Genomic DNA, 16848 nt, shown 5'->3' with positions numbered 1-16848 from the left:
GTCAAAAAATAAAATACAACCAATAACACATCGCCTCAATTAGCTTGGACGATGTGGTGTGAACATTTCTACAATATTCTGATCTGTACCTAGAGCCGCAGTTTTACTTTTTGCATGAAAGTTTTTCAATAATGAACTTTCAGCTACAGTGATTTTTTTTCTGCCAATAGACAAGCTCACAGGGATTAAGCGTACAAATTCATACAATTCTTCGTAACTGCTTTCGCCTTCCTCATCATTGTCAGAATCTTCAAATTCTACTGCAGCAACATCTTGAAGGTGTTCAATCAATTCGCGCTCATCACCACGAACATGACCCGATGCCAAACCAAAGCCTAACACAACACCAGCACACCAATCAGATAATGCTTGCACACGCTCTTGAAGTAGATGTTCATCATCTGGAAGCATTGGTAAATAATCTAATTCATCTTCAGATAAAGCATGAACCACATCTTCTGCTTCGTCAGTCAAAAGCGCTAAAGCATCTTCACTTAACTCTGGCACATTAAGGGTTGTTAAAATTTGTGACCATTCTTCGCGCGTAGGCGCTTCTGTCACACAAACAATACCTGTTAATAGACCATGTAACTCACTAGGGCTTGAAATTTCTTCAATTCCTTCAAAATGAGCGTTCCAATCTGTCCAGCCTGAAATATCGTCTTGCATTCGTTTATCCAATCTCTATACTTTGTATATATTACCTTTGATTGCAATTCTGTGCGACCTCGTTATGTTAGAACAATTACAGCGGCTACAAGCGCATATTAGCGTTTTAAAAACACGCTTACATCATTTAGAGAGTGAACATGCGGCACTCTCAGAAGCTAAAGAACTGGCTGAAACAGAGCATCACGCACAAGTTGTGCAAAAAAATAGTATTATCACTAAAAAACAAGAGGAAATTGAGTCGGTAACTGAGCAACTTTCTCAGTTAAAAGGTCAATTTCAACAATTGAATCAAGATGCTAACACACTTGCCGAACGTTATAGCCGATTAGAAAAAAGTACGACTGATTTAAAAAATCGTTTTCAAGAAATTCTTGCAGAACGAAATGAATTACGTGTTGCAAAAGAAAAGTTACAAGCCCATCAGCGTCAAACCCAACAAGAGCTACATGATTTACAACAAGATCGTGACCGTTTGTTACAAAAAAATGAGCTTGCCAAATCAAAAGTTGAAGCCATTATTCAGCGTTTAGGAATTTTAGGCACTGCTCAAGATCAACACGCTCAAGAAATCCAGCAACTTGCCCATCCTAATGCTGAAACTGGTGAGGAGATCCAATCATGAGTGAACAAGTCATGGTAGAGCTTAGGCTGATTGAGCAGACTTTTAGACTCGCGACTACCTCAGATAAAAAAGATGAACTTGAACGCGCTGCACAACTTCTCAATGAGAAATTTAATGACATGCGCCGTAGTGCCCCACGTGTTGAGCACAACAAATTAGTCATTATGGTCGCTCTACAGTTAACTCAAGAAGTGCTGAGTCTTAATAAATCTTTGCAGGAATACACTCACTGTGAACGCCTACTGCAAACGATTTTAGAAGATGTGGAACAAGTTATTTAACAAGCTTTGATTACCACAAAATGCCTTGCTCTATAAATCATAGATGCAAGGCTTTTTTATTTTTGACTATCCATTACGGTCGAATATCGTTTTATCCACTTTCAATGTACAAAGCTTCATCAAACGCAAACTAAGTTTACAGTTCCATAGGCTCAAGTGATTGCCAACATAGTTAGATCGGTTATACTTAAGCTATCTCTGGGATGTTCGCCAGCGGGTCTATTCCCCTGCCGATACTTAAACTTATGGATTGCGTTCTGTATATTTAGAGTGTATGCCTACCTTCGAGTAGGAAACCCAGCAAGTATACGTCGCGTCCACCTTGAACTCATCGGGTTCAGGGTAACGACACATGCAGCGGCATCTTCGGAGCATTTATTTAATTATAAAAACAACAACTTAAGACAAGAATCATCAATTTAAAAACCTATTATTTTCAATCAAATCAATCAAAAATAGGCTTATAGTAGGCTCCAGAAATATTGTGGTATATTGCTGCGTATCGTTTCGTACTTTTTAAGTCAACATGACCCAAAGATATAAACTTACAAAAACATTTATCGACAACATCCCGCTCGAAGAGACGGGAACTAAGTTTTATCGTGACTCAGTTACTATTGGTTTTGGTTTAATTGCAACAAAGTCGAAAACCTATTTTGTTGAAACGAGAATGCCCGATGGCCGAAACAAAAGAAAGTCTATTGGTAAACACGGCGTATATACTCTTGAGCAAGCACGTACTGAAGCTAAAAAAATCTTGTTAATGATGCATCAAGGTATTGATCCAGTTGCTCAAAAAAGACAATTAAAGAATGACTTTAAATCCGAAAAAGAAGCAAATGAATTAATTCCAACCCTTGAACAAGCCTATGAAGTCTACAAAAGTAAAAAAAAGCTAAGCGCAAATACGATTGATGCTTATGACCGATGTGCCAATGATTACTTTAAAGATTGGAAAAACATCAAAATTACTGAGATTTCTCAGAGAATGACTTTAAACAAGCATATGGATTTATCTGAGCGAAGTTTAGCGCAGGCAAATCTTGCAATGAAGTTTTTATCAGCGGTCTACAACTTCCATGCCTCAATTCTATATAACGATAATGATGAAAAAATTATCACAGAAAAAAGCCCTGTTGGAGTTATTTATAAAGAGAAGAAATGGAACAAGATTAAACGCCGTAAGGGGTATATTCGAGCAGACCAGATACATGACTGGTCTCTTGCTGTGTGTACAACTTGGTGGGCAGGCAACCAAAATTTAAATCATCGCGCGTACACAAATCAGGACTTCTTACTCCTATTGATTCTTACTGGATTCCGCAGAGAAGAAGGTGAAACACTGGAATGGGCAAATGTTGACTTAAAATATGGAACTTTAAAAATTCAAGACCCAAAAAATCATGAAGACCTTCTCCTGCCTATGGGAGAAATGCTTTGGTATATATTGGCAGAGCGAAAAAAACTTGCTGGCAATAATAAATACGTTTTCGCTGGTGATACGCTTGATTCACATATCGTTGATAAGCGTGAAGCCCGTTATACGATAACTGAAGCAACTGGTATTGAATTTACATTTCATGACTTGCGGAGAACCTTCGGAACAATCGCAAATAGTTTAGCGATTGGTAGTTACACTATTAAAAAACTCATTAATCACACAGTCAGTGATGATGATAATGATGTAACCGATGGATATGTCCAAGTGACATTTGATGATCTTCGTAAAGCTATGAATATGATTGAAAACGTTGTGTTATCTGACATTTCAAAAGCTTTAATCAAAAACAGAATCTACTTTGAACAAAAATCAATAAGGAATATGAAAGAAAAATGGATTGAGCATAACAATATTATTATAAGCAGATATTCTGATTAGTTGGGCTGATTACGATGGTTTTAAATATTAAATTACTTACTAAAAAATTGAGAATTAGCAAATGAAAGATTGGGTTTACTTCTATATCGAGCACACAATTAAATATGGTGAACCATTCTATAAAGAGATAGGCTGGTCATTAGGTTTACAAAATAATTATATAGTTATTAGTGTGTTACGAAGCTGAACATAGAAATGAAGTAATGGTGGGTAGATCATTTTGATGATTGATCAAAATAATATAAATATCTTTATTAAAATTAAAGGTTAATATGAAAGATTTTATTATTGAGTTTTTTAAAGAAGTTTATAAATTTGCACAAATAGTTTTAAACCTCCGGACTATTGTTTATTTCTTAACTTTTTATTTTTTTCTAATATTGATATTAGTAATGACATTTCCTTTAGATAAAAATCAGATTTTACACTGGGGTAATTTACATATAAATTTCAAAGCAATTAATCTTGGCGAGTTTGGTGGTTTTCTTTCTGGTATTTTCGCGCCTTTAGCTTTTTTATGGTTAGCTTTAAACATGAAGCAACAAGATGCTAATCTAAAGATCGCTGAACAACAATTAGAACTATTAAGGCAAGAAAAAGAAAATAGAAGAAAAGCCTTAAGAGCCTTCTTTACTATTCCACCTACTAAACCTGAAAACAATATTGTAGGGCATGAGTTTCTATTATTTAAAGTTCCAGCGAAAAGTGATTCTTCTCTTATCAATTGCTTTACTTACGGTTTTGAAAATAATTCAGGTTATATTTTATCTCATTTGATACCTTATGAAGAAAAACACCTCTCTTCTGAAAAGCAAAATTTTAAAGCTGATGAGGATTTCTTTATTTACATATACATAAGGTTATCTACCATCAACACTGGACCACAAATGCAAAAAAGTGCTTTCGATATTCATTATTTAGATAGTGACGGATATCAACAAAAACAGACAATTTCTATTGTTTTCTATCGGTACTTTTCTAATATTGATATAAATTCGACATCATTAGATGAATGTGGAATACTTTTTATCCAGCCTCTAAATAATTAAAATATAATGTGCGCGAACTACGAACCTATACATAAGGACCGAGTACACCTCTTAAATCTATTCGAACCAACCTTCGACTATAAAACTGATGTTTATCCGGGTTATGACTGCCCTCTTATTTTGTCTAAAGATGGCCACATCGAATTGCGCCAAGTTAAGTTTGGTATGATCCCACCATGGAACCATGACCTTAAATTCTCAAAGTATACATATAACGCTAGAACTGAGACGGTAGATAAAAAGCCGAGCTTTCGACATGCATGGGCTAAAAGCCAATTCGCGCTAATACCTGTAGAAAAAATTTATGAACCTAGGTATGTGAATGGTAAAGCGGAAAGATGGGGAATTTATCGAGAGGATGGCTTACCTTTTACAGTAGCTGCTATTTATGATTCGACTGTAATTGGTGGGCAGCTAGTAAGATCTATGTCGATGTTGACTATTAATGCAGATAACCACCCTTTTATGTCTCAATTTCACAAACCAGAAGATGAGAAACGATCAATAATTGTTATTCCCGAAGAGTATCGAGAAGATTGGCTAAACTGCAAAAAAGAAGATGCTGATCAATTTTTCTTTGAGATGCCCTTAGATGAATTTACATCAAATTATTTTCCAAAAGCTAACAAAAAACCGCCAACCTAAGTCAGCGGCTTTAATCAGTCTATCTTAAGTAGCAAGCTTATTAACGAATAATAAAATCAGCTACTTGGAGTAAGTCAGCGATAAAGCTTAATACTCGCAAGCAAACGACTAACACTTGGTTACCCATCGTCGCTCTCCTTAAAAGAGCATTGCCTTATGCCAAGTTTTGCGCTTTAATAACGTTACTGCGTAGCGAAATTTATCACCGTAGTCAGCGTCGCCTTAGCGCGTCGAAGACTAGAGTTAAATTTCATATCGCAATCCCCGTCGTTAAAGTCAGTAACGTAGTCAGCGTTACAGACTTCAGCGAACTGTGTTGTAAAGCAATGCAGCTAAGTTTCACTACCCTCAGTTGATATGTTCCTGCAAGAAGTAGTCAACTGAGGGTAGCTCCAATTCCTTCCCAAATTAATCAATAATAAATTACCGAGTTTGATGGCTTGGAATATAGAAGCATTGTGCCCTATGTGCTTAAGATATGGGATTTTTTCCAGTTGAGCAATCTTGACTTTATAGTAATTTTTTATCTGTTTGATATATCGGTATATACCATAGCAAAACTATTAAAAAACATGTTTAGATAACTTTGTGGATAAGTCAAAAATCAATAACTTACGTAAGAATTAATGTTTAGTGAAATTTCTTGATATAAATTCTTTTTAACTTTCATACACTTTATTTCGTGATTTACTTAGTTTTCTTAGAGTAATTTCCGACCAAATACATTCTTGGCAACGACAATCTTTGACTTCTACTTGTTTATCCACAACTTTTTAAATTTGAAATTTAAACCAGCTCTAGCATATCATCTTGAATATGTTACAAATTCAAGTTAGGGGATATTCTATGAGCGAAATTGCACCATCCATCATCCACATAAAACCATACCTCACACAAGGTATAGTTTTATGTGAGGCCTTATCTATCAAGCAGGTTGTACCTTCAACTCACATGCTTGTCCCTTATGCTTTAGAGAAGATCAACGCAGGCTTTCCATCCCCTGCTCAAGATTACATAGACAAAGCTCTCGATATGAACGAGCACTTAATAAAAAATGAAACTGCAACTTTCATTGTCAAAGTTGCTTCGCTCTCGATGCTTAATGCAGGCATTGATATTGATGACGAACTAATTGTCGATCGCAGCTTAGATGCAAAACACGGCGATATTGTCGTGGCACTAATCGATAATGATTTTACAGTTAAGCGCCTAATGATCGATGAAAAAGGCCAATGGCTCAAAGCCGAAAATCCTGATTATAAAAATATTTATTTAATGGATGGCCAAGAACTAATTATCTGGGGCGTTGTCACCTGCATCATTAAAATGATAAGAAATAAGTCATGAAACATGAGAACAAAGTCTTTTTCTTAATTGACGTCAATAACATGTACGTTTCATGTGAGAGAGTCTTTGACCCATCTTTGAATGATAAGCCCGTTATTGTGCTCAGCAATAATGACGGATGTGCCGTTGCTCGCAGCAATGAATCTAAAGCGTTAGGCATTAAAATGGGTGTGCCGTTATTCCAAATTAAAGACATAGTCCAACAACATAACGTGCTCGTACTTTCAAGCAACTATTCAATGTATGCAGAAATGTCGAGACGTTTTCATAAGATCCTTGCTTCTTACGTTACAGATCAAGAAGTTGAGCCATACTCAATTGATGAGTGCTTTGTTGATTTCACCGCTTATGAGAAAAACTTTGACTTAGAAAAAGTCGGTCAACAAATGCGCCAACAAATTTGGAAGTGGCTTGGTTTGCCTGTGTGCGTTGGAATTGGCCGAAGTAAAACAGAATCGAAAATTGCAAATCACATTGCAAAGAAAAACCCCGGTTTTAACAGTGTTTGCGATCTCGTAAATATGGATCCTTGCAACAAAGAATATTATTTCTCATTAATTGAAGTATCTGAAGTTTGGGGTGTCGGTCGAAAGCATTCAAAAAAGCTTCAATCGGTTGGAATTAATACGGTGCTTGATCTAGCTTGTGCTGGGCCTAGAGAGATGCAAAAGAAATTTTCTATTGTCATGGCTCGCCCGATCTATGAATTACAAGGCATCTCATGCATTGAGATCGAACATACTCCTCCCTCTAAAAAACAAATTGTCGCATCCAGATCTTTTGGTGGTCGCGTAACTGAATTAACGGATCTAAAAGAAGCTATCTCAATGTATGCGCAAGATGCGTGTAAGCGCTTGAGAGATGAAAACTTGCTATGCGGTTGTATGATTGCTTTCGTACAGTCAAATCCATTTGATCCGAATGTGCCCTTTTACAATAAATCTATAACAGGCTCTTTTTCAGAACCGACTGACTGCGCGGTAGATTTTGTCAAAGCAGCTACGAGGATGTTAAACGATATCTACAAAGAAGGAATTAAATATAAGAAGTGCGGCGTAGTGCTGACAGGCTTAGTGCCTAAGTCTGGCCATACTTATGACCTATTAACTGACTTTCAACAAATAGAGAAAAAGGAATGTTTAATGCAGGCTATGGATGGTATCCATAGTAAGTTTGGAAAGAAAAAGATTGGTATAGGCCCATGTTTTGTACCTAATCGAAACTGGTCGATGTCGCGGGATAAATTGAGCAGAAATCCTTTTAGATTTGATCAGTTATTGACGGTTTATAAATAAAATTCTATAAAATAATTTTTTTATAAGTGTAAGCTAAATGTTATATGAAAAATTAAAAGATTTATCTTTGCCAGAAGGTATCACTATTTTTACGGCCGCTACTTTTATACTTGGTCTAAGTTATAAATTTGGTTTTTACTTTACAGGCTTCACAGATGCTATATGGCTAATTAAATATTTTTCTATATTAGAAATTATGTTGGGAACTATAAATATATTTTTAATATATCTAGTTGCATTAATGGTAATTGAAAGATTAATAGGAAATAGTTCCATATTTGTAGCAATAGTATGGGGATCAATTTTACTTTTTGTATTTAGTATACCAGCATGGATTAGAGCTGGTGTCTTCCCTTTTGAACTATTCCTAACTATAAGTTTTTCTTTCATAGCAATGGTTTTTCTAGTCAAAGGTACTAATAAAAGCAAAGTTACTGCTCTCACATGTTTGTTAATATTTATACCAATTATGATTGGTGCAAATGAATCAAGAAATTTAAGGAAAGAAAATAAAATTCCATTAGCCATAATTAAAGATTCAGATCTTTGTTTTGAAGAATGGAGACTTATTGATAAATTTTCTGATAAGGCAATTCTAATTAACTTTAAAAATAAGAACCAAAATGAATACAAGATAGTTGATATAAAAGATATTAATAAAATTTTATCTCAATAGTTTAATAGGATAAGCATATGGAAATTTGGAAACACTGCTGGAGCTGTGAACATGTCACACCTCAAAAAAGGATTTACTACAAAATGTATCCAAGACCAATTGAGGGTTTTTCAAAAGATAAGGTTTCTGGTAAGGCTACGAGTTTCTGGACTATAGCAATGGAGATATACCAATTTTGTGAGTGTAAAAAGTGTGAAGCACCTATACTTCATACTGATGAATACTTGTTGCCACGAAACAAAGAAAATGATCTTGAACTGACAATACAGATGTATCGCGCTATTTCTGATGAGGTGGAACGCACAGGTGACTGTATAAAATATGAGAAGAAAACTACTACCTATCCTCACCCACAAGCAGATTCGTTAAAAAAAAGGAAATGGTCTTTTAACTTACCAGAAGAAGATATGTTGCTTTTTTTTGAAGTTATTAGTGCATGGGACGAAGGTCTATATATTTTAGCTCTTTCTGGAATTAGGACACTTATAGATAGATATATGGTTAAACTTGTAGGCGATATTGGTGGGTTTAAAACTAAATTAAATCAAATGTTAGAAGATAAACATATTAATAAAAAGCAATATGAATTACTTGAAATAGTAATAGAAGCAGGAAATGCAGCTGGACATCGTGGTTTTAGACCAAATAAAGAAATGCTAGATAATTTATTACATGTGGTTGAGGATATTATTTCATTAGAATTTAAGACGCTCGATTTTTCTAATTATTCCGAACAAATTCCAAAAAGAAGAAATTAATCTAATAATTAAATGTAAATTTAAAAACATAAGAACCCTCTATTTCAGAGGGCTTTTACACAAATACCTACATTCACATTACTGTTGATCGTATGAGCTGTGCATCCTGATAAAAGAATGCACAGCAATGTGATTACGGAAGCTATCATTGAGCGTTTGCAATGAAAGACTTTCATGCTAGCTGATCCGGTTGGCAATCCAGCCATAAAAAAACTGCTCTTGCGAAGGATTGCGTTCACAGATTTCAATGTAACGTTGGCCTTGCATAATATTCAGTACTCGTACCAGGACTTTTTCACCCTCCTTGCCTCTTTTTGTTAAGTAGGTTTTGAGAGCATTTAACGTAGCTGGTCCATAAATTCCGTCGACCGCAAGATCTGGCCACCCTGCTTTGCCTTGGTTGTTGAGCAAATTCAAAGCACGTTGTAAAAGTGGTTTTGCAAAGCCGGTACCACAATTTACACCGGTATCTAAAAGCTCTTCAGCAACTGCCGAGCTGATTGCATTCACTTGATCAAATCGCGGAGCTATCCAGTACTGTTTCCGATAAATAGATTTGGCAACATCAAGAGGTAAGTCTTTCATACTGCCTTTAAACCCATTTGCTCGCGCAACTGCTTCAGTTATACCGTATTTAGTAGCACCTCCTCGATCGGCTGAGTTGTTTACATATCCGCCTTCGCGTTTAATTAATTCATCAAGATATTGTTCGATGTTCATTTCACTTTCCTTTAGACGTAAAAAAGCCACCCGAAGGTGGCTTTTGAGAGAAACTTTTACTTACACAAGCTTTTTACAAAGCTACTCCGCAGATATCTTTAGTACCTGTTGGATAAGTTTGTGTAATTTTTGATTTATCCAGTAAGAACTCGATCGAGACATCTTTGTTCGCATCAGTTGCTGCTAAATCGTAAAAATTAGAGGTTAATGAAAAATATAAGTTATCGAGTTTAGAGGGGAAAGTTGCAAAATAACCTTTGTTAACCCCATTAAAAACTAAACCAACTTGATTAGAGTTTTGATTAATATAGATACCTATCTTTTGGTAACCATCAGAAGTAACTTCTGGTGCTAACTTAAATCCAGTAGAAACCAATGCATTATCATTTGATGTGGTTTGAAAATAAAAGTGATTAGTTGTGGGCCCATGTTGGTAAGCAACTATGATATTCACCGCCTTACCATTCTGCATAATGCCTGCTGCAAGAGTTGGGAAAATATTTACATAACCCGTATTGCCTAGTGTAGGAACTTTAATTTTATATTCAAAAGCTATAATTCCATTTGTTGGTATTATTTTGTCACCACGTGTATACAGCGAAGCTTGATTATCATTTGCGGCTAATGCCCTTGTCAGATAATCTTGACTATAAGCCATATAAATTGGACTTTGTTGAGAGGTCTTATAAGAAAACTTGTTATCTGTAATAGTTGGGAACTTCTGAACAGAAGTATTACCTAAAGATTGTAACTGGGTTAATGTTGCATCAAAGCTATATGTACACTCAGCAAATACACTACTGATTCCACTGAAGCCCATTATTGTTGCTAAAATAATATTTTTCACGTTGTTATCCTGTTTTTATTTTGAACTTTTAGTATAAACAAGTTTCTAAATAAGTTAATTAAATCCGATAGATGACAGAAATATATGCGATCTAGTTAATAATACCGCCCGAAGGCGGTTAACTATTTTGAATATCATCTTTGGCTTTCTTAAACTCTTTGATCACTTCAACGATCGTTTTCCCTTCCTGTTTATCGATAAAATTAAAAATCCACCGGACCAAAGCCCAACCAGGTAAACCACAAACAAAGAAGAATCCACCAAGTGCTATCATTCCCCATACATCTGTAACCCACTCATGAAGCCCCCACTTCACGATAATGAATGAACCACCTGCAAGGCTTGATACGACCGTACAAATCAAACCTACTGCCCACTCTTGTGGTGAGCGTGGCATACGAGTCATTAATACAACTGCTGCAACTAGGGCGACCGCTAAAGTCACCATAATTGCCGCCCCATAAAATTTTAATAGTGCTGTTAAACCGCTTGTAGAAACTGGTTCCATGCCTTTTACTCCAGAAGTAGGCAAAAAAAAGCACCCGAATTAGGTGCTCTAAGTTCTTTCAAAGTATTAAAGAGTTTGTAAAATCTTCCCTCCATTAATCAATTTTGTTGTGAGTGGTGCCACTCCGACAATTGCGGAACCGCCTGCACCTGGCTGGCCTTCCGTCGTGCCATGGTAATCCCAGTTCCATGTTCCATTATTGGTGGACTTGGCGCCACGTTGGCCCCAACCACCACCATCGCCAGATAAGGGAGAACCATAACGATCATTCTGAGTACGGTATCCTTTACCTGGCATCTCAGCTTCAGCATCAGTGACTTTTACAACCATCAAATAGCCGCCTTCAAGATACCAGCGCCAATCCTGAGTATCATTGTAGATAGGCTGTCCTGTCATAACCCGACCAAATGGTGCTCCAGCTCCGCCTGGAATACCTTGTACCCCATATCTAAGTTCAGTGTAGATACCACTAGGTGTAGCACCACCACCTGAACCTCCACGAGCCAATGTTCCGCCATCAATAATCAGGTTCAATTTACTGTGCCGGTTCATTAAACCAGGTGCACCTTGGAACCCATCACGGCGCGTTCTGGTAAAGTTATAATTTGGATCACTGGTCCATGCACCAAATGCTAAATGCGGCAAACCACCATCACCACCACGCCCGACAACAGCGCCCTTAATCGTAAGATTTACGACAAGACCAGCAGGAAATTCTCCAGTATCGATCGCTGGTAATTCAGGAGCAGCAGGAACAATAAACTCCTTAGTTTCTGTATTGTCAGTATGCCTATAAACCATTCTGGTTTCCGTTCTAAGTGAACTTGAACTCGAAACCAAAGCACCAGCTTCAACCACGAAACTAATTTCGCCTGTAGTTGGCAAATCACCTCTTTGCATCTGATATAAACGTGCAAGATTAATATCTAGCTGGTCATATCGAATATAGATCGGTGAATCATCAACTGGCACGTCAATGAAGTCTTTATCGTTGAGGTAATAACGCACATCGTAATTTACTGCAGTTATCGTATTTGAGAATTGATCAACAGGATCTTTCTTTGCAACCAGATAAGGCAGAGAATCTTTCGTATCATCATTAACGACTGTATAAATCGTATTAACGAAATCATCAGGACTTAGTTTGAGTGCACCGTTTGGTAAGCGTCCTAGTACAACTTTGTTCTTAGCAGATCCAGCAGTAACAGGAATTAGATCAACGGTACCATCTCCCATTTGCAGATAAATCACATAACTCTTGCCTGCAATGAAATCGATATCATGGCTCAATGTAAGAATTAAGCCTTCTTGCTGCACTACCTCACCGCTTTGATGAATTCCATTTCTATAATCAGCTACAGCAATACGGTCACGTAAAACCAGCAATTCAGACTCAGGTGCTGCATCAAAGGTGATGGATTTGCGCTGAAAGCGAAGCTTGTTCCAAAGCCGGTATGCATTAAAATGGGCTTGCCACTTGTTACGCACACCTACCGATTTCACCTCTTTGGGGTTCTTGGCTCCTTTATCCGGAAGATAAATATTGATACGGCTATCATCGGTCGGATCCGTGTATTCATAGATCAAACCGTCGTAGTCATCCATTACACCAAAGGTAAGATCGTGTTTATAACTATCAGGGATGATATTCCTGAAGTTAAACAGCAACACCGAGTTATCTGTTGGTCGTTCAAAGTAAATTTTAAGCTTATTGTTTTGCCGGTATGCCGTACAAAACACTGCATCACAAAGGTTGGTGACCAGCTCTTCAAAAGAAAGATTGGTATCATCAATGGTGGTACAAAATTCTGCCGCTAACGGTGTGCCAAAATAATCGACAATATCGTTATAAGTACGATAGATATTGTCTATATCAATCTCATCAATCGTACGGCGGCCAATCTTGTCATCGAGCGCCATTGATACCAGTGCATCGGCAAAGCTTGATGTTGGAAATAGCTCTGTTGTCATTGCTCCATTTTTATAGGTTGGCAACATCCGCTGAAGATCGAAATTGATCTTTCGAGATTTAACAGACAATGCTCCAGTCGTTGCATATGTACGTGCACGGAAAACCGTTTCATGTTCATACATTGTGCTTTGCAATGGATAAGCACCATACAACGCTTGCCACTTCACCTCATCAACAACAGTGGTAACTGCTGGAGTCGGAGTTAAACGGCGTGCACGTACGCTACAACGCCCTTGAAATGTAACCATATCCAGCGTTGCGCCAACAGTTTGTCGTGACTTGGCAGAACCCTTGAGAATGATCTGCTTTAGCATTGGATTACCAATGGCTGCACCGGATTCATTTACCGGCGTGACTTCAACTTCAATTGTCACGTTTACAGCTGCCTGATTGCCCCCGGAAGAAACGGTATAAAGTCCATTGCTGGCCACAAAGTTAAAAATGACGCGACTACGCTCAATGTTGTCCAGAATGAATGGACCAATCCATTTCTCCCCAATGGATGCAAGCTTGGGAGATAAAGCACCAGTTTGCTGATTAGATAACTCTTTTAGCTTTAACCAGTTTGGATTAACTGCTGCTGGGTTGGACAATGCCATCCGGTCATCTGCAACGGATAAGACGCTATAAGTACCGTTTAAATCGTATGTTTGCCCGTTATAGGTAAAAGAAGCATTGGTGATTTCAACGCGGTCATTACTAACAAACTTTGTCGTTAAATCGGTATTGTTTGCAGCTGCTCGTAAGATCTCGTTTGGATAAGCAAAAAGAAGATAATTAGTGCCTTCTAGACTTTGAGTATCTGCTGGACGCAAGATCTGGCCATTCACTGAGTTTTGATGCTGAACAGTTAAAGGCGGTGTGGTAATTTCGGTACCGAGAGAAAAATAAGGCTGTCCAGAAACAATATCGACACCTGGTCGAAAAACCTCTACTGATGCCCCAGCGATGTCGACAATATTGGTTTCACCATCGTACGCACCGTTGATTTGATAGTGTCCACGACCAATACAGCCAACAATATGCTCAACTTCAACGTTATTTTCATAAACCTTGTAAGGTACAGCAATCAGGTCAGGTGTATTCCATCCAGCACCATAGTTATCTGTAATACGACCATTTACCCTCATCTTATTTTCACGATTTGAAAGTTCGTTATTTGCAGAAGATGATTGGTTGTTATTCTGATTGGTTTGAGCAATCGATGGTGCGGGCATTAAAAATGCAACTGCCACGCTTAAAACAATAGAAACGATTGCCGCAATAAGCGCAGGCATACCTTTCGGGTTTTCAATCACAATGAAAGTACCCGGCAAGAAATCAAGCTGCTTTAAGTCGTGAGCATTCTTCGGTGTAACTTCATTGGCAAAAGAGATCTCTGCATGATCCATATTGCTTGGTGTATGAAAAATACGGACATGTTCAGGCATATGTTCATATTTTGAAGTTAGCCACTGCCCTATTGTGAGGGCATGTTCAACTGTCTTTTCTTCAGACAAAGCATCTTGCTTATAAATAACTTTAATCATAATAACTAACCCGACTAAACCCCATTGCTTTAATGACGTCTTCAGCTAAATAAGTGACTCCACTCTCCATGAGGTGTAAAACCTTCTGCCCACGAAAAAGCCCCACATGCGGGGGCTTATTTCTTTGTCTTGGATGGAAGGCAACTATGCAACCTTCCTTGGGCATGGGCAGCGGATTTAAGAGTTTTAATCGCGAGACTTTAAACTTGATATGGCCTTTAGGTTGCATGAACAAATCCAAAGCTTCACTCCGATCTACTCCATATAGATCTAGAGCGGCTTCATGTGCGAAGTGAACACAGTTGTAGTGCTCTTCGTCGTATTGCTTATCAAGTAAATGATCATGACTTTTCATACAGCCCCCTTTAGTCCACTAAACCGGTCCAGTGAGAAAATGTCACCAGTTTTGGAGGTATTTAAACGAGGGGACTCAGCTTTAAATGTTACAGCTTTATTGTTCATTGAAACACCTGCAAGTTGAAGGCCTAGCAAATAATGGATTGGTGTATTCAAGTTGTCTGAACTATAGAGCCTATAATTCACAGTAGGTTTAACATCTGCATATTGGCCTTCCAGTACTCGCTCTAACTCATCCGGCAATATATCGCCAAGCCCTGAAACTGAGACAGTTAAAGTCTGGTCTAAATCGCCCAGCATTCCAGATCTTTGAATTGACATAGGCAGATATTCGTAAAAGACCTGGCCCCCTCCTTCGTTATGCTGTACATAGACACCACGGTCATCATTACGAACAACGCGATAAGTATTTAGAAATGATGGGTGTGATAGCTCAATACACTCCAGTTGATAGATATCGACTTTACGATTGAGAAAGAATTTGGCGTATTCGTTATCCATTAGACCTCCCAATCTTTGATCAATGCTGCATCAGCTGTAAGGTTCGGCTGGTTTTGAACAACCTCTATTTGAGCGGTTACTCGGTAAAGATTTCCATTCACTTCATTGGTCTTGAACGAGTTGGGAATGAAGTTGCATTGGTATTGCTGACGCGTGCCCTGGTCAATTACCAAATCCGCATAAAATGAAGCTGGCTTGCTTTGGTATACACGCCAGAAAGCCATCATTTTATTGAAATCGGCTTTACTTAAATTCCAGTTCACATCGACAATGTGGCTATTACGTTTTACATCGATGTAATAACGTCCACGCCCTCCATCCATCTGCTGACGCTTTACATCATCACCTGGTGTTACGCCATAGCCATTTGTTTGAGGATTTAGCTTTAACTTGTACATAACTTTCCTTCAGGCAATAAAAAACCGACCTTTACTTAGGTCGGCTCTATGGATTAATTTTCACTACTACCACCATCTAATGGCCGTAATTAATGCGGGGAGCTTTAATAGAATTATTGCTAAAAAAAGCAATATTGCTACGCGAGTTATGGTCTTTCGAACTTCCCTCGGGGTAACTTTTACAATTTCCACTGTAACGACTCCTAGAATCTTAAAAGTGAATCGATTATTATTGGACATAGAATGTAGATGTCTCCTATTTTAATAGTGATATCAAAGAACCTCAGTGTTGGCGCACTGGGGTTTTTGCTTTTATGGAAGTTTAAATATTTCCAATGTGTATCACCTCCTGCGGTTTTTCCGCATACGAGCATAAAAAAACCACCCGAAGGTGGTCCTTTCATATTATTTGCTGTCAAGAGGATTTAGAAGTAGGTCTAGGGTTAAGGTGTCAACAGCTCCTCTTCCTTATACTGTTAACTTTAAATTTCATCTCTCCTTATACCTGTGGCTTTAAAAGGCATCCGTTACACTCCATTAATATTTCTCTCCTTATACGTGTACTTCTAAAGCTATCGATTACGTCTTGCAGTTGTATTCTCACTCAAAGAGCGGCTAATTAGAGAGTTTGGATTTTTAATATCCTCGCTTACTAATCGTGGTACCGCTTTTGGAAGTTGCTTATCCAGTTCTTCCTTGACGATGATTCGGACTGTTTTCTCATCCAGTTTTTCAGCTTCAACAGTAGCCCCACTCACATGATTAATGACTTCAATTTTAAAATTGATTGTC

General features: G+C 37.8%; 18 protein-coding genes and 1 other RNA gene. 10 read left to right on the top strand and 9 right to left on the bottom strand.

Translation table 11 applies throughout. From position 1 onward, the window contains the following. Nucleotides 1-39: 39 nt before the first annotated feature. Nucleotides 40-669 (bottom strand): UPF0149 family protein, encoded by a 630-nt coding sequence (locus J655_RS19980; protein ID WP_005802891.1) that lies wholly within the window; start codon nt 667-669, stop codon nt 40-42. A gap of 64 nt (nt 670-733) precedes the next feature. Between J655_RS19980 and J655_RS19975 the strand changes: the two genes are divergently transcribed. The 10 genes from J655_RS19975 to J655_RS19935 all read left to right on the top strand — a co-directional run bounded on the left by J655_RS19975 (nt 734) and on the right by J655_RS19935 (nt 9224). Then, a complete protein-coding gene (locus tag J655_RS19975; protein ID WP_002117619.1) occupies nt 734-1294 on the top strand; it encodes a hypothetical protein in 561 nt (186 codons plus the stop codon). Further along, nucleotides 1291-1575: a cell division protein ZapA gene (locus tag J655_RS19970; protein WP_005070547.1), complete on the top strand. Its 285-nt coding sequence runs from the start codon at nt 1291-1293 to the stop codon at nt 1573-1575. Before J655_RS19975 ends, J655_RS19970 begins: the two co-directional genes overlap by 4 nt. 192 nt (nt 1576-1767) lie before the next feature. Next, nucleotides 1768-1952: non-coding RNA, 6S RNA (ssrS, locus tag J655_RS24230), on the top strand. Nucleotides 1953-2101: 149 nt separating this feature from the next. After that, the gene (locus J655_RS19965) at nt 2102-3454 is read left to right on the top strand and encodes a tyrosine-type recombinase/integrase (protein ID WP_032052883.1); all 1353 of its coding nucleotides are present in this window, start codon (nt 2102-2104) and stop codon (nt 3452-3454) included. 272 nt (nt 3455-3726) lie between these two features. Then, nucleotides 3727-4503, top strand: coding sequence for a hypothetical protein (locus J655_RS19960; RefSeq protein ID WP_032052881.1), 777 nt, complete (start codon nt 3727-3729; stop codon nt 4501-4503). A gap of 6 nt (nt 4504-4509) precedes the next feature. Then, entirely contained in the window at nt 4510-5148 is a 639-nt protein-coding gene (locus J655_RS19955; protein WP_032052879.1) for an SOS response-associated peptidase, read from the top strand. Between the two features lie 846 nt (nt 5149-5994). After that, nucleotides 5995-6495, top strand: coding sequence for a LexA family protein (locus J655_RS19950; RefSeq protein ID WP_032052877.1), 501 nt, complete (start codon nt 5995-5997; stop codon nt 6493-6495). Then, a complete protein-coding gene (locus J655_RS19945) occupies nt 6492-7790 on the top strand; it encodes a Y-family DNA polymerase (protein WP_032052875.1) in 1299 nt (432 codons plus the stop codon). The genes J655_RS19950 and J655_RS19945 overlap by 4 nt, the downstream gene beginning before the upstream one ends. 37 nt (nt 7791-7827) lie before the next feature. Further along, nucleotides 7828-8466, top strand: coding sequence for a hypothetical protein (locus J655_RS19940; protein ID WP_032052873.1), 639 nt, complete (start codon nt 7828-7830; stop codon nt 8464-8466). Between the two features lie 17 nt (nt 8467-8483). Continuing rightward, complete coding sequence (locus tag J655_RS19935) at nt 8484-9224, top strand: DUF4145 domain-containing protein (protein ID WP_032052871.1); 741 nt, start codon at nt 8484-8486, stop codon at nt 9222-9224. Between the two features lie 177 nt (nt 9225-9401). On the opposite strand, the gene J655_RS19930 is transcribed toward J655_RS19935, so the two are convergent. The 8 genes from J655_RS19930 to J655_RS25335 form a co-directional block, all read right to left on the bottom strand. After that, complete coding sequence (locus J655_RS19930) at nt 9402-9944, bottom strand: glycoside hydrolase family 108 protein (RefSeq protein ID WP_032052869.1); 543 nt, start codon at nt 9942-9944, stop codon at nt 9402-9404. A 73-nt stretch (nt 9945-10017) separates the two neighbouring features. Further along, nucleotides 10018-10791, bottom strand: a complete 774-nt coding sequence (locus tag J655_RS19925; protein WP_032052867.1) for a DUF4882 family protein — start codon at nt 10789-10791, stop codon at nt 10018-10020. 118 nt (nt 10792-10909) lie between these two features. Then, a complete protein-coding gene (locus J655_RS19920) occupies nt 10910-11299 on the bottom strand; it encodes a hypothetical protein (RefSeq protein ID WP_000433925.1) in 390 nt (129 codons plus the stop codon). Between the two features lie 66 nt (nt 11300-11365). Further along, nucleotides 11366-14800: a host specificity factor TipJ family phage tail protein gene (locus J655_RS19915; RefSeq protein ID WP_032052865.1), complete on the bottom strand. Its 3435-nt coding sequence runs from the start codon at nt 14798-14800 to the stop codon at nt 11366-11368. After that, complete coding sequence (locus J655_RS19910; protein ID WP_032052862.1) at nt 14793-15155, bottom strand: hypothetical protein; 363 nt, start codon at nt 15153-15155, stop codon at nt 14793-14795. Before J655_RS19910 ends, J655_RS19915 begins: the two co-directional genes overlap by 8 nt. Further along, entirely contained in the window at nt 15152-15658 is a 507-nt protein-coding gene (locus J655_RS19905) for a DUF1833 family protein (protein WP_032052860.1), read from the bottom strand. Before J655_RS19905 ends, J655_RS19910 begins: the two co-directional genes overlap by 4 nt. Continuing rightward, entirely contained in the window at nt 15658-16056 is a 399-nt protein-coding gene (locus tag J655_RS19900) for a hypothetical protein (RefSeq protein WP_032052858.1), read from the bottom strand. The genes J655_RS19905 and J655_RS19900 overlap by 1 nt, the downstream gene beginning before the upstream one ends. A 572-nt stretch (nt 16057-16628) precedes the next feature. Next, on the bottom strand, nt 16629-16848 hold a 220-nt coding region (locus J655_RS25335; protein WP_171073774.1), incomplete at its 5' end, for a hypothetical protein.

The organism is Acinetobacter sp. 1294243 (genome assembly GCF_000588015.1).
GTDB lineage: Bacteria > Pseudomonadota > Gammaproteobacteria > Pseudomonadales > Moraxellaceae > Acinetobacter > Acinetobacter pittii.
Note: the sequence above shows the minus strand (reverse complement) of the source record. Positions and strands in the feature narration are given on the sequence as shown.